This is a genomic window from Flavobacterium qiangtangense (assembly GCF_042658345.1).
Taxonomy (GTDB): domain Bacteria; phylum Bacteroidota; class Bacteroidia; order Flavobacteriales; family Flavobacteriaceae; genus Flavobacterium; species Flavobacterium qiangtangense.
The window spans coordinates 497878-512858 of sequence record NZ_JBHSQB010000003.1 but is presented as its reverse complement, the minus strand read 5'-3'; the positions used below and the strand labels follow the sequence as shown (position 1 = coordinate 512858).

Genomic DNA, 14981 nt, shown 5'->3' with positions numbered 1-14981 from the left:
ATTTAATTTTTCAACTTAAAATTTTTAAAAGCACATATGAAAGCAACTTCAGCAAATTTATTATCTGTGATAAAAGGCCCTAAACAATTTGTAATACCAATTTATCAAAGGACCTATAGCTGGCAACTAGCTCAATGCAGACAATTGTTTTCTGATATTTTAAAAATTGGAACTAGTAAGTCATCCTCCGGGCATTTTGTAGGATCAGTTGTTTATTTTCAAGAAAGTATTTATAACACTACAGATGTTCCTCAATTACTAATAATTGATGGGCAACAAAGGGTAACAACTGTATGTTTAATTATTCTAGCATTATCTGAGTTTCTTAAAAAAAATGATATCGAATTAGAAACAAATGCTTCCAAACTAAGAAATTATTATTTACTAAATTCTGATGAAGATGGAGATTTGAGATATAAATTACTATTAACTCGAAAAGATAAAGAAACATATGTAAATTTATTAAATGACCATCCACAACCTGAAAAACATTCACAACGCATTACTGAAAATTATCAATACTTTGTAGATACTATAAATAGTGAAAATGTTACTTCTGTATATAATGGAATCATGAATTTGTTTGTTGTGGATGTAACACTTGAAAAGGAAAAAGATAATCCACAGCTAATCTTTGAAAGTATGAACTCCACAGGATTAGATTTATCTCAGGCAGATTTGATACGAAACTATATTCTGATGGGACAGGAAATTAAAGTACAAAATTTACTTTATGAAAAATACTGGTTCCCAATGGAGCAAAATTTTGGAAATGATTATGTGTCGCATTTCGATCGATTTATGAGAGATTTTCTTTCTGCAAAAACTAGTACTATTCCTAATATTAATAATGTTTATAATGCTTTCAAATCTTTTGCAAATGGACTATTGATTGAAGATATTGTTGCTAATATTACCGAATATTCTTCCTACTATGCAAATATGGTTTTACACAAGGAAAAGGATAATAACTTACTGCATGCTTTTAAAAATCTATCTGTTTTAAGAGTTGATGTTGCATATCCCTTTTTATTATAAGTATATAATGACTTTTCAAAACAGGTTATAACGAAAGATATATTTCTTGAAGTACTAAAACTAATCGAAAATTATGTTTTCCGACGTGCTATATGTGGGGTACCAACTAATAGTCTTAATAAAACTTTTTTAATACTTTATAAATCAATAAATAAAAAACAATACATAGAAAGTCTTGCCTCTACTATGCAACTATTTGGGGGGTATAAAAGTTTCCCACCTGACAATGAATTTATGAGGGAAATAAAAGTTAAAGACCTTTATAACTTTCGTTCCAAAAGTTATTTTTTAAGTAAAATGGAAAACCATAAACGTAAAGAATGGGTTTCAATATCTGAATATACAGTAGAACATATAATGCCCCAAAATCAGAATTTAAACTCCGAGTGGCAAGAAATGCTAGGTGAAAACTGGAAAGAATTGCAAAGTACTTACCTACATACACTAGGTAATCTTACCTTAACAGGATATAACTCCGAATTAAGCGACAAATCATTTTCTTATAAAAAGATGCATGAAGGAGGATTTAACAGTTCTCCATTAAATTTAAATGTCTATTTAAGGACTTATGATCAATGGAATGAATCACACATTCAAAACAGAGCCACAGAGTTATCGGAGAAAGCATCTCTTATATGGCAATATCCTAATGTACCTGAGGAAAAACTCAAATTATATAAAGATGTAGAAAAACAGGAAGCTAATCAATATACTATTGATCATTATGACTATTTAAATGGAGAAATGCTGACGATATTTGAGGAAATAAAAAAAAGGATTTTAGAACTCGATGGATCAGTGAAAGAAGAGTATAAAAAATTATATATAGCTTATAAAACATCTACTAATTTTGTAGATATCGTTCCTCAAAAATCAAGATTACGTTTATCATTAAATATGCCCTTTTCTGAACTAATTGATCCTGATCAGCTCTGCAAAGATGTTACTGATTTGGGAAGATGGGGCAATGGAGATGTGGAAATTGGTATTAGTTCTATAGATGACATAAATAAAATAATGGATTTTATTCAGCAGGCATTGGACTATCAAGAGCAATAATTTTTTGAATCTACAAAAAAATCAAAAGCTAATTTTTGTTTTACAGTTTTAGAGAGCCTAACTTTTCATTGAATTAATTCTCTCTAAAACTATTTTTAATAAATATTCAAAGTCATAATATGCATCGCTAAAAGATTTGTGTTTACAGTCTACCACCAAGAATTTCTTCTTTCAGGCCTTCTATTTTCACTAAAGACTCAAATCAAATAGATTCTTAATTACCGCATGCAAATGCTTGCTAGCGTAATGCCTCCCTATTCCGTAATATATATCTAATGAATTTATTGTTAAAAAATTATAATACTATAAAGTATATTCTTTGATGTTTTGCAGTAATTTTATATTCTTAACTATCTTCTATGCATCTAAAATCAATTACCGCAAAAAATTTCAGACGACTAAAGCAAACTCATATTGATTTAGACAAAGATACATCAATTTTTGTTGGAGCAAATAATAGTGGTAAAACTTCAGCCACTTATCTCTTATATCGCTTTTTAGAAGATCAAAAAGCAAAATTTTCTCTTCATGACTTTAGTAGTCATTGTTGGAAAATTTTTGATGGTTTAGGCGATTCGACATCTGCAATTAAAATTTCTGACTTTCCTTCTATTTCTCTTGATTTATGGTTTGAAATCCAAAGTTCAGATTTACATAGAGTTCTGGATCTTTTGCCTAGTTTGGACTGGCAAGGGACACCTGTAGGTACTAGAATTGAATTTAGCGTGAAAGATGTAGCCACACTTCTTGAAAATTATAAAGAAGCAAAAAATAAAGCAGTCGCAAATAAAAAGGAGCATTATCATCCATGGCCAAAAACACTTTCGGATTATCTTCTAAAAAATATTAATCAAGAATTTGGATTTAAATTCTACGTCCTCGATTTTAGCCAGTTTGATAGTAACTTTAATTCTATTGAAGGTTACGAACCTCTGACGTTGGGAAATGATACAGACAGACCAGGCAGTAAAATAATAAAATCAATCATTAGAGTTGATATTCTAAATGCTCAAAGACATCTTACGGATAATAATTCTGCTAGGTCCGAAGATCTATCTAAGAGAATGAATCGATTCTATGAGCGTAATCTTAAGAAAAAAGAAAATGATTATGAAGCAATGCGTGCTTTGGATAACTCTGAAAAGGAATTGACCGCACATTTATCTGAAGTTTTTGCTCCAACTTTAGAGAGTCTTAATAACCTAGGATACAGAGGGTTTAATGACCCGAAACTCCTTATAAAAGCTGCTCTAAATAGCGATAGTATTGCAAGTCAAACTAAATTACATTATTCTCTAAATGATGATCCTGAGTTAATGGCTTTACCTGATCAATACAACGGTTTAGGCTTCAAGAATTTGATTTACATGGTAATTGAAATTTTAGACTTTCATGCGAGATGGATGGATGATGAAGAAAATCGTGCGCCACTACATCTAATAATTATTGAAGAGCCCGAAGTTCATCTACATGCGCAACTTCAACAGGTCTTTATACGTGAAATACGTAAAGTAATTTTAAAAGTTGAAACCACAAAATTCTTTGTTAGCCAACTTGTGATTTCTACTCACTCCCCACATATAATTTACGAAAGTGGATTTCAGCCTATACGATATTTTCAAAGAGAGATAGATGCTGAGGGGCACCAAAAGTCCAACGTTCTAAACCTTTCTATATTTTATGATAATTCAAAAGAAAAGACTAGAAAATTTCTTCAGCAATATATGAAGTTAACCCACTGTGATCTTTTCTTTGCTGATGGAGCCATTCTAGTTGAAGGAAATGTTGAAAGATTGCTTTTACCATTAATGATTAGTAAAAGTGCCCCAGAGCTCAATGCATCTTATATTAGCATTATTGAAGTTGGAGGTGCATTTGCACATCTGTTTAAAAGTCTAATAAATTTCTTAGGACTAAAATGTTTGATAATCACAGATATAGATAGTATGCAAGGAACCGAGGAACCTACTGCATTAGATCCTGCCGTTGTAATTACAACTAATGAAACTTCGATTGAACTAAATACCGCTCCTGTAAATGAAGATGAAGATGAAGATGAAGAAGATATTGAGATGGATGATGATGATGATGACGATGACGATGGTGTAGAAAACAATAAAAAAAGCGGAAAATGTCCAACTGATACTCTTAACGCAGTAACGTCAAACCAAACCCTGATAAAATGGCTACCGAAATTATCAAAAATTTCGGAATTGTTTCAAGCAAACGAAAACACAAAAACCCAACTTCCAAGTGCGACTTCTAAATCTCTAGTTTATGTAGCATACCAATCTCTTCAGAACGTTACTTGGAAAGGTGAAACTAAAACAATATCTGGAAGAACGATTGAAGAAACTTTTGCATTGGAGAATCTTAATTGGACACAGAAAATTGCGCAGAAAGACCTAAAATTACGAGTCATAACCCTTACTAATCAACGTTCACTTGATGAAATTAAAGATAGATTGTATAAACGTGTGAACGTAAGCAATTTTCCTAAAACGGATTTTGCTCTTGGGTTAATGATGAAAAATCCTGAAGAATGGAATGTTCCTTCGTATATTGATTCTGGCTTAAAATGGTTGCAAAAGCAGTTGTCCGAGACTCCTGTAATATCCAAATTAATGGCAGTTGACGAAAAACCTGAAGATGCATTCGTAAATAATGAGCAAAAAGAAGCCTAAAATATGAGTGGAAGAATAAATAAACCAGATACAGCCGCTGATATTGAATTGCGGTCTTGTTTAATGAAAAAAACAAGCTTTATAATGATTGCCGGAGCTGGCTCGGGTAAGACAACATCCCTTATCAAAGCGTTGAAATTTATTGAAGAAAAAGAAGGAGGCATTCTGCGTCAAGAAGGTAAAAAAATTGCGTGTATAACCTATACCACTGCAGCAGAAAAAGAAATATTAGACGATGTCGGTCATGACAGTTTTTTTCATGTATCAACTATTCATAGCTTCCTGTGGCAACTGATAAGACCCTTTCAAATGGATATTAAAAAATGGGTGATCGCAAAAATACAATCTAAACTGCAAGAACTACAAGAAACAAGATTAGCTTTTACCACTAGAACACGACAAACAACTAGAGCAAATAATACCCTGGACACAGCCCGGTATCAGCATATAGCAGAAAATATCCACACCGTCCATGAGTTTAGCTATGAGACAGGAAGCAAATATTTGGAAGGTATCCTAGGTCATAGCGATGTAATTTCGATGGCCCCAACCATGATCATTGCTAATCCTCTTTTACAAATCATACTATCTAATAAATATCCATATTTCTTCATTGATGAAAGCCAGGATACAATACCTGATTTTGTTAATGCAATCAAAATTGTGCAACAAAATGTAAGCAACTTTTGTTTAGGTTTTTTTGGTGATCCAATGCAAAAAATTTATCATACTGGTTCAGGAGCTATTACTCTTGAAAGTGGATGGGAAGAAATCAGGAAACCTGAGAATTTTAGATGTTCAAAAAATGTTTTAGAAGTTCTAAATAAAGTTCGCGCCTTGGGTGATGGATTAAGACAAACGGGGGGAAGGAAAATATTAATTGGTAAAGGAATGCAACCAGTGATCGGAAGTGCACAAATATTTATTTTGCAAGCAAATGATCAAAGATCTGAAAAAATCAATCTCGTACGCCAATATCTTGCCCAACATCTTAACGATCAGCATTGGATATCAGATCATAAGGAAGCAGATGTGAAGGTACTTGTTATCGAACACAGAATGGCGGCTAGTCGATTAAATTTTTCTGAATTGTATTCCGCTTTCAAAGATAACTCTACAGACAGTTTGAATATGAGTTTTAGCGAAGGAACATCATGGACACTTATGCCTTTTCTAAAATATATTCTACCTTTAATTAAAGCTTATAGAAATGCTGATAATTTTAAGGTAGTGGATTTGCTTCGTCAATATTGTCCACTCTTACAAAAAAATTATCTCACAGCAACAGGCATAGAGCCAAGTAAAGTATTATCTGAATTGAAAGTTCACGTACAAGCAATTGAAAATTTTCTGAAAGCTGGAAGCACAGCTAAAGTATTAGACCTTCTTACCTATTTGACTTCTAAGAACTTAATCTTTCTTGATGAGCGACTTAAATCAAGATTAACTAAAACTTCAACAGATGCTCTAGAGGATCAAGAGACAAGGATAACAGATCAGGTAATAGGTAGGTTTTTTAATTGTCCTGTTATACAAATTTGGGGATATGATAAATACATAAACGAAGAATCTCCATTTTCGACTCAACACAGTATTAAGGGAGCTGAATTTAATCGAGTAGCAGTTATTTTAGATGATGAAGAAGGGAGACGATCTACTTCTTACTCTTATGAAAAGCTTTTAGGTATTAGATCACCTTCTGATAATGATACTGAAAATGCTGCTGGCGGGAGAGAAACGTCATTGGATAGAACACGCAGGCTATTCTATGTTTGCTGCTCTCGAGCCTTGACAGATTTGGCTGTAATCTTATTTACTAATAATGCTGAAGCTGCTAAAAAAGCAGTTATAAAAACGGGAATTTTCGAAAGAGCATCTATTAAAACAGAATTAGATATTTCTTGATTATGATTCTATTTAAACAATGATTTCGAATTAGAAATGCTACCCAAATAAAGAATAAAGTTAAGAGAAAATTCATCCTTAACTTTTTCAAATCCTTGGTCTTTCATTTGTAAAACATTGTGCTTAATTACGTAGTGTATATACCTCTATCATGAGGTAGACATGCTCTATAAAGTATATATAAGTTGTGCAAAGTTGAAAATGACGTGACTGACTTACATGAAATAAGCAGAAACTTATGCACAACATTATTTTTATTAGTACAATACATCAGGAGATTTGAAAAAGTAACGCTGATGGGTTACGTAAAATTATCAAGAAACTAAATCCGGAAGTTATTTTTCTTGAGGCCGTAGAAGAAACTTATTCGTCGTACGAAAATTACTTATTCTCAACGTATGGAGTATATCATAAAAAACTAGAGCTTTCTGCAATCCGAAAATACAGCAACACTCATTCTTTTGGATATGTCCCCTTTTGCGAAAATTATCTTTCTGATGCTTTTCATCAAAAAACAGAATAGTGTGCGAAAACAGGAATTTACAAAAATTGATTGACAAATCTATTCCTCTCGCAGCAACTTACGATTTCAATTTTCATAATAGTTCAAAGGGTAACAACTGTATGTTTATTTATTCTAGCGTTATCTGAGTTTCTTAAAAAAATGGTATCGAGTAGAAACAAATGATTCCAAACTAAGAACTTATTATTTACTAAATTCTGATGGAGATGGAGATTTAAGCGTGAGATTTTTTTTGGAGAAAGCGTTTTTTAAGCAGATAAATTCATATTATTGCTGAAAAAATTCACGCATGAAAATAAAATTCTCATTTTCCAGAACTCGCGCGGAAGTTTTGTTATTTTTAAACACAGGCTTAATAAAGTACGCATTTCTTCCAATCGGTTCTTTGTATCTAATATGTTTGATGCTCTCTGATAAAGAATCTGTAGTAATTTTTCAGGGTTTGCTTATCTTGTCGCTAATTGTAGGTGCAGTAGTAGTATATATAACTAAAAGTGGTAAATTAACCATAGCTGTTCTTTGGTTCTCTTTTCTTCAAATTATATTTATGCCATTTGTGTACTTTACAATCTTAAATAATAATCCGGACGATTTTATTATTAATAAAGAGCTTAAAGAAAGAACCAAAAAAAAATATATAGAAGATATAAAAAATGAATTTCATCCATTGGAGCAAAAGCGTCAAATTTTGTTTATAGATTCTTTATCAAGTGAGAATTTGAGCAAGATCAGCTTAGATAGTTTATCTTTTGGTAAGTTATATTATATGAATGGCTACACTGTTTTTATGCAGAGATCATCGACTCCTAATATTAAGCTACATGCTAGTGTTCTTCCTAGGCCCCGTAAGGAACGGGAAGATTTTAACTATACTATTAATTTTTCGAAAGGATCTGATAGATCTGCAAGATTTGTAACCTTTAATTCTCTAGATATTGAATTTATGGATTTAAATCTTAAGCAATTTTTTCGGTCGCTAAAAATTCAAAAAAATCAAAAAATTGAAATATATAATAAGAAGCTACTTGCGATTTTAAATAATAAGATATGGAAATATGAATATCTTATACCTCACTGTTTAAATATTACAACTTCTGGTAATCTAATTCCAGCATCTACGCTAACAAATATCATTGTATTTTTTCATCGTTTCGTAATAGATAATTTTACGATTGGTATAATGTTATCAATTGCATTTGAAAAAATAATGGGTATAAAAAATATAAAACGAATAGAGATCGTCAACAGAAAAACTAATGAAAAATCTTAAATGTAATTTAAATTTTAGAACTTAAAAAACTAAATATCTGAATATAAGCGATCATGAAAAATACTATTTTCACAATCCAAAATACATAACCAACATCTGGAATCCATTTAGGATTTTCTAGCATAATAACACTTTTTTCATTTTTTCTATAACGTATAATATGTGCTCCCGCTAAGAATAAGTACTGTAATAAATCAAAAATAAGTCCAAGTACTAAAAATTCGAGAGGGCGCACTAGTTCTTCTGGAAAAATATGCCCCTTGTTATTCTCCAACTTAAACAACCATATGACAGCAATTCCGGCGAAAGCTAATTGTCTCGCGAGATCACTTGTAAGTTTCGTTAAATTATCTTTAGCTTTTTTATAATCTTCAATTTTCATTTTCTAATATTTTAGTGGTCCATTGTCATCTGTGTCGTCTTTTCTACGCCTTTTTGAATGTTTAGAATGTAAATTGTTGTTTCTATTTTTTATAGCAGCTCTGAAATTTGCAGTTGTCTTTGATATTTGTCCAGCGCCCTGAACGTATGTTCTGGCGTATTGGACAGTACCTTCCGAAGTATGTATGTGGACAGTAGCAGCAGGTTCTTTTTTAGCTAAATCGGTAGTTTTTTTAACAACTTCGGCTCTTGTAGTTCCTCGAACTTCGATGTTAGCTGATGCCTTTGCAATCCATCCATCAGAACTTTTTAAAACATGATAATTTTTAAGTTTACTCATAAATTTCTATTTAATCAAATGTACTGAATTTATATTAATAAAGTTAATGGATTTTATCTCGTCTATATGTAGCAATTAGAAATTCCTCAGGTATAATGTTACTCTATAAAATTAACAGAATACTCTTTTGAATCAAGCCTTTAGCGAAATCTTTACTAAAAGATGATTTACCAGCAACACCTAAAAATCCGTTACGAATGAATTTTTCGATCTGTTTGGTGTTGGAGAAGAAGGAAATAAGTGAATTACAAGCAAGCCCTAAAGTTTTCGGCGCTATTTGATGCACTCGAGCAAATTTTAAGTTCAAACGTTATAATCCCTTGTGGCGAATTTCAAACCAGATGATCGCTGTGAACGGCTTTCAATCATCCTGTAGATAAAATGCTTTCTTCAGAGCTCAACGAATCTGACGGATATGTTACTTTCTTAATATTTAAAAAAATAGCAACTGCTTCTGTTTTGCTTAGTGGAAATCGTCCTTAATATTATTAAATGTCTTTACTTCACTATCCTTAAAAAATTTTAGTAAATTAAAAAAAGACGCCTAAGCATCTTTTTTTAATTTACTAAAATTAAACAATTCTATAATTTCTACACTAAATTCTCTGGCAATTCCATACAAAACATCCACTGTTGTGTTTGTTTGTCCACGCTCTATTAGTCCAATATGATTTTTCGCCAACCCAAGTCTTAAGGCTAATTCTTCTTGAGAAATTTTCTTACCAGTTTTTTCATCAAAACAATTATTTCGTAATTGCGTAATTCTTTTTCCTAATAGTTTTCGCTCTGCTAAAAAGATTGGCTTATCCATTTGATAAAAGTCGAGATTTATGCAATGAAAAAAGGCAACATATATATGGCTTTGTAAAATATTTTATTTATATTTGTCATTATTTTCTTAAATTTGCGATTCTTCATATAAAATATTTGAGGCTTTCGCTTTGATTCTCGTATCAGAAAACTGGTAATTTTTAAGCAACGAGAGGATAAGTAAGATGCTCACGACCTAGGCGTGGGCTCACTTATTGTTGCACGGTATACCAGTACCTCTGATGCAGTAAGCTGAGTTCCGCGCCTTTTTTATGGCCATTAACCAAGGCACTCCCAGCTATTTCAAGGCCTTCTTCTTTTTTTTAGTATAGTTCGCAAACGATTTCGGAAATGAGTTAGTTCGAAAATGCACTCCCTGCACCTGTGTGCAACAGGCAATGGTAGCGCGCTTTCCTTAAATAAAAACAATTTGCCTATGCCCTAAAATTATACAAAACAAAAAAAAGCCCTCTAACCCGTCGTCGAAAACAGCTAGAGGACCAGACCAGCAAAACATTTGTCTCACTAAACCACCCAAAATTATGAAAACTATTTCATTTCTCAAGGGCAGGAACGCTTTTTGGTGCCTTATTTTTCTAATCGCACCGCTGCTTCACCCGCCAGCACATGCCGGAACCAAGGCACACGCCTCCTATATCCAGCAGTCCAAAACCATTACCGGCACCGTCTCCGACGTTTCGGGCACGCTTCCCGGCGTCACCGTTTCCGTAAAAGGAAAAGCCACTGCCACGATGACCGGCTCGGACGGCACCTATCAGATAGAAGCCAACGAAACCGATACCCTCGTGTTTTCCTACCTTGGCTATGCAATTCAAGAAATCCCAATTGCAAACCAAAGCACCATCGATGCTGTCCTGCAAGCAGACAGCCGCCAGCTCCAGGAGATCACCATTAATGCAGGCTACTATACCGTAAAAGACAAGGAGCGCACCGGGAGCATCGCCAGCATCAGTGCCAAAGACATCGCCACCCAGCCTACGGCCAATGCCCTTGCCGCCATGCAGGGCAGGATGGCCGGGGTCAGCATCACGCAGACCACCGGTACTGCCGGAGGCGGCTTCACTGTCCAGATCCGGGGCACCAACAGCCTGAGGAGCGACGGAAATGCGCCCCTTTACATCATCGACGGGGTACCCTATTCGTCCGAATCCATAGGCACCGGCCCGAGCAACACCATCCATCCCACGGTAACCAGCCCGCTGAACAACATCAATCCCGGCGACATCGAAAGCCTGGAAGTACTAAAAGACGCGGACGCCACGGCCATCTATGGGTCGCGGGGCGCCAACGGCGTGGTACTAGTTACCACCAAAAAAGGAAAACTGGGCAAGACGAGCTTCAGCGCCAGCATCAGCCAAGGTGCGGGAGGCGTGACGCGCTTCATGAAGCTTATGGACACCCGGCAATACCTGGCGATGCGCGCCGAGGCCTTCGCCAATGACGGCATCACCGAATACCCTTCCTTCGCCTATGATATCAACGGCACGTGGGATCCCAACCGCTACACCGACTGGCAGGAAGAACTGCTGGGGGGAACTGCCTCCTTTACCAGCAGCAACCTGTCACTTTCGGGAGGGAGCGAACAGACCCAGTTCCTTATCAGCGGCAACTTCAGCAGGGAGACCACCGTCTTCCCCGGGGATTTCGAATACAAGAAACGCAGCCTGCGCGCCAGCATCAACCACGCGTCCAAAGACCAGAAGTTTGCCATGAGCTTCACGGCCGGCTACACCCTGCAGGACAACGGCCAGCCTTCGCAGGACCTGACCGCCGCCGCCTGGAGCACCCCGCCCAACGCCCCTTCCCTCTATACCGAAACAGGCGCGCTGAATTGGGAAAACGGCACCTTCAGCAATCCGATTGCCGTCTTGAACGGCCGCTCGCTGGCCCATACCGACGACCTGGTTTCCAATATGGTCCTGTCCTACCGGCTTCCCATGGGACTGGAGGCCAAAGCCAACCTCGGTTATACCAGCCTGGAGCACCGCGAGTCCAGCACGACCCCCCATACCATCTACGATCCCTCCTATGGCTTCGGTCCCGAATTTTCCTCGATCTATGCCAGCCGTTCCTCCCGCCAGTCTTGGATCGTAGAACCCCAGCTGCAGTGGAAAAAGGAGCTTGGAAAAGCGCGCCTCGAACTACTGGCAGGAAGCACCTTCCAGAAGCAGGACGGCGCGCAGCTGGCACAGCTCGGCAGCGGCTTTCCCTCCAACAGCCTGATCTACAGCATGGCTTCGGCATCGTTCTCCAAAGTAATGCTCGATGATGCATCCGAATACAGATACCAGGCATTCTTCGGCCGCGCCAACCTGAACTGGGACGGCAGGTTCCTGCTCAACCTTACGGGCAGGCGCGACGGCTCGAGCCGGTTCGGGCCGGGAAGGCAGTTTGCCAATTTCGGAGCCGTCGGCGCCGCCTGGATTTTTACAGGCGAGCGCTGGATGCAGGACAACGGCATCTTCAGTTTCGGAAAGCTGCGCGCCAGCTATGGAACGTCTGGCAACGACCAGATCGGCAACTACCAGTACCTGAACACCTACTCCGTAACCGGAACCAATTACGGAGGAATTACCTCCCTGCAGCCTACGCGCCTCTTCAATCCCAATTTCGGATGGGAAGAAAATAAGAAGCTGGAAGTTGCCCTGGAAACCGGATTCCTAAGCGACCGGATCTACCTGACCTGGGCTTGGTACCGCAACCGCTCGTCGAGCCAGCTCGTAGGCATCCCGCTGCCGGCCACCACCGGATTTCCGTCCCTGCAGGCGAACCTGGACGCGACTGTGGAAAATTCCGGAGTAGAATTGACGCTCCGATCTTCCATCGTCCAGACCGAAAGCTTTTCGTGGACTGCCGATATCAACTTTTCGGCCTCCCGAAACCGGCTGCTCTCTTTTCCGGGGCTTGAAGGCTCGAGCTATGCCAACCGCTACGTCATCGGACAGCCCCTGAACATCGTCAAGGTATTTCACTACACGGGACTGGATCCGGAAACCGGAACCTATACCTTTGAGGATACCAACGGCGACGGCGTCATTTCATCGCCTGACGACCGCCAGACGGTAAAAGACCTGAACCCTAAATACTACGGAGGCCTCCGCAACCAGTTGCGCTACCGCTCGTTCCAGCTGGACTTCTTATTCCAGTTCGTGAAGCAGGAAAACTACAATTCCATTGCGGCTTTCGGCCAGCCGGGCACGATGATCAACCAGCCTTCCGAAGTAGCGGAACACTGGACGCAGTCCGGCGATGCCGGACCCTATCAGGCCTACACCTCAGGAGCAAACCCTGCGGCCCTGCTGCCCTTTTCAAGGTACATTGCCAGCGACGCGGCCATCAGCGACGCCTCGTTCATCCGCCTGAAAAATATTTCGCTCGCCTGGGACCTTCCCAAAAGCTGGACAGGCGGCGCGGCCATCAAGCTGTCCATACAGGCACAGAACCTCTTGACATTTACGTCCTACCGCGGGGCCGATCCCGAATTTACCGCATTGGGCTTTACCCCGCCCCTGCGCATCGTAACCGCAGGGCTCAACCTGACCTTATAATCATTTAATCAATATCATATGAAACCGCTACTTTATTTCAAGCTGCTGGCAGCAGGACTGCTGCCGCTGCTCACCGGGTGCGATAGCTTTGTGGACGTGGACATGCCCGCATCACAGCTTACCTCGGAAGCCGTATTCCAGACTACGGCCACGGCAAATGCCGCCATGGCCCACATCTACGCCTCTGTCCGAGACAACGGGCCGCTTTCCGGAAGCCCGACAGGCATCGCCTGCCTGATGGGGGGCTATGCCGACGAGCTGGACTATTATGGCCTTGCCGGCAATAGCGCGGCATTCTTCTTTTCCAATACGGTGCTTCCAACGGACCTGCAGGTAAATTCCTATTGGAATGAAAGCTACGCCCAGATCTACGCCACCAATGCCGTAATCGAAAGCACGGGAAGCCTTTCTCCCATTCCGCAGCAGGAAAAAGACCGCCTCCAGGGCGAAGCGCTTTTCCTGCGCGCCTGGCTCCACTTCTATCTTGCCGGGCTTTATGGCGACATCCCGTATGTCACCACCACCGACCATGCTGTCAATTCCGCCGTATCCCGCCAGCCTATAGCCACTGTTTACGCCAAGGCCATTGAAGACTTGGAGCAGGCATTGCTTTTGCTGCCGGAAACAGACCTCACGTTCAGCCGAAGCAAGCCCAACAGATGGACCGCTTACGCCCTGCTGGCACGGACCTACCTTTATGCAGGCGATTATGCGGCAGCCTCCAATGCCGCATCTGCGCTGCTCAACAATGCGGCCCTGTTCTCCCTTAACCCGGATCTTGGCCAAGTGTTTCTGAACACGAGTCCGGAAACAATCTGGCAGTTGCAGCCTGAAGCGGGTAACGGAAATTCCCTCGAGGCACTGACCTTTATTTTCGTGACCGCGCCGCCCCCAAACGTGGCGCTATCGCAAGGACTGACAGATGCCTTCGAGCCGGGAGATGCCAGGCGTACCGAATGGGTCAAGGCAGTGCCTGGCGAAAACCAGACGTGGTACCACGCCTATAAGTACCGGCAGCAGGGGCCCGGAAGTTCCTCTACCGAGAACTCCATCCTCCTGCGTACCGCCGAACTCTACCTGATCCGTGCGGAAGCGCGTGCGCGCCAGGGAGAATTGAGCGCTGCAAAAGACGACCTGAACGCCATCAGGCTTCGCGCCGGACTTCCAGTTACGACTGCAGCATCGCAACCGGAACTCCTTGACGCCATCCTCCAGGAAAGGCGCGTGGAATTATTCACGGAAGCAGGACACCGCTTTTTTGACCTCAAGCGCTACGGAGCTGCAGACGCGGTATTGGGTCCCGTAAAGCCCAACTGGCAAAGCACCGATGTCCTGCTTCCCATTCCTGAAAATGAACTCGTACGCAACCCGAACCTAGGTTCTCAAAATCCCGGCTATTAAG

Annotated in this window: 10 protein-coding genes; 7 read left to right on the top strand and 3 right to left on the bottom strand. The window is 39.6% G+C overall.

Going from position 1 to position 14981, the window contains the following annotated elements:
• The first annotated feature begins 36 nt into the window (after nt 1-36).
• From ACFPVY_RS02355 to ACFPVY_RS02335, 5 genes are all read left to right on the top strand, one after another.
• Complete coding sequence (locus ACFPVY_RS02355; protein ID WP_379790098.1) at nt 37-1038, top strand: DUF262 domain-containing protein; 1002 nt, start codon at nt 37-39, stop codon at nt 1036-1038.
• 186 nt (nt 1039-1224) lie between these two features.
• Nucleotides 1225-2097 carry a GmrSD restriction endonuclease domain-containing protein gene (locus ACFPVY_RS02350; protein WP_379790096.1) on the top strand — a complete coding sequence of 291 codons (873 nt, stop codon included), beginning with the start codon at nt 1225-1227 and terminating at the stop codon, nt 2095-2097.
• Between the two features lie 359 nt (nt 2098-2456).
• Nucleotides 2457-4781, top strand: coding sequence for an ATP-dependent nuclease (locus ACFPVY_RS02345; RefSeq protein ID WP_379790095.1), 2325 nt, complete (start codon nt 2457-2459; stop codon nt 4779-4781).
• A 3-nt stretch (nt 4782-4784) separates the two neighbouring features.
• A complete protein-coding gene (locus ACFPVY_RS02340) occupies nt 4785-6686 on the top strand; it encodes a UvrD-helicase domain-containing protein (protein ID WP_379790094.1) in 1902 nt (633 codons plus the stop codon).
• Nucleotides 6687-7498: 812 nt separating this feature from the next.
• Nucleotides 7499-8479 (top strand): hypothetical protein, encoded by a 981-nt coding sequence (locus tag ACFPVY_RS02335; protein ID WP_379790093.1) that lies wholly within the window; start codon nt 7499-7501, stop codon nt 8477-8479.
• Nucleotides 8480-8486: 7 nt separating this feature from the next.
• On the opposite strand, the gene ACFPVY_RS02330 is transcribed toward ACFPVY_RS02335, so the two are convergent.
• From ACFPVY_RS02330 to ACFPVY_RS02320, 3 genes are all read right to left on the bottom strand, one after another.
• A complete protein-coding gene (locus ACFPVY_RS02330; protein WP_379790092.1) occupies nt 8487-8861 on the bottom strand; it encodes a hypothetical protein in 375 nt (124 codons plus the stop codon).
• Between the two features lie 3 nt (nt 8862-8864).
• Complete coding sequence (locus tag ACFPVY_RS02325; RefSeq protein ID WP_379790091.1) at nt 8865-9200, bottom strand: DUF2188 domain-containing protein; 336 nt, start codon at nt 9198-9200, stop codon at nt 8865-8867.
• 544 nt (nt 9201-9744) lie between these two features.
• Nucleotides 9745-10011 (bottom strand): helix-turn-helix domain-containing protein, encoded by a 267-nt coding sequence (locus tag ACFPVY_RS02320; protein WP_379790090.1) that lies wholly within the window; start codon nt 10009-10011, stop codon nt 9745-9747.
• A 541-nt stretch (nt 10012-10552) separates the two neighbouring features.
• Here ACFPVY_RS02320 and ACFPVY_RS02315 point away from each other — a divergent pair.
• Both ACFPVY_RS02315 and ACFPVY_RS02310 read left to right on the top strand, forming a co-directional pair.
• Nucleotides 10553-13579 carry a SusC/RagA family TonB-linked outer membrane protein gene (locus tag ACFPVY_RS02315; protein WP_379790089.1) on the top strand — a complete coding sequence of 1009 codons (3027 nt, stop codon included), beginning with the start codon at nt 10553-10555 and terminating at the stop codon, nt 13577-13579.
• Nucleotides 13580-13597: 18 nt separating this feature from the next.
• On the top strand, nt 13598-14980 hold the full coding sequence (locus ACFPVY_RS02310; RefSeq protein WP_379790088.1) for a RagB/SusD family nutrient uptake outer membrane protein: 1383 nt from the start codon (nt 13598-13600) through the stop codon (nt 14978-14980).
• Nucleotide 14981: the final 1 nt, after the last annotated feature.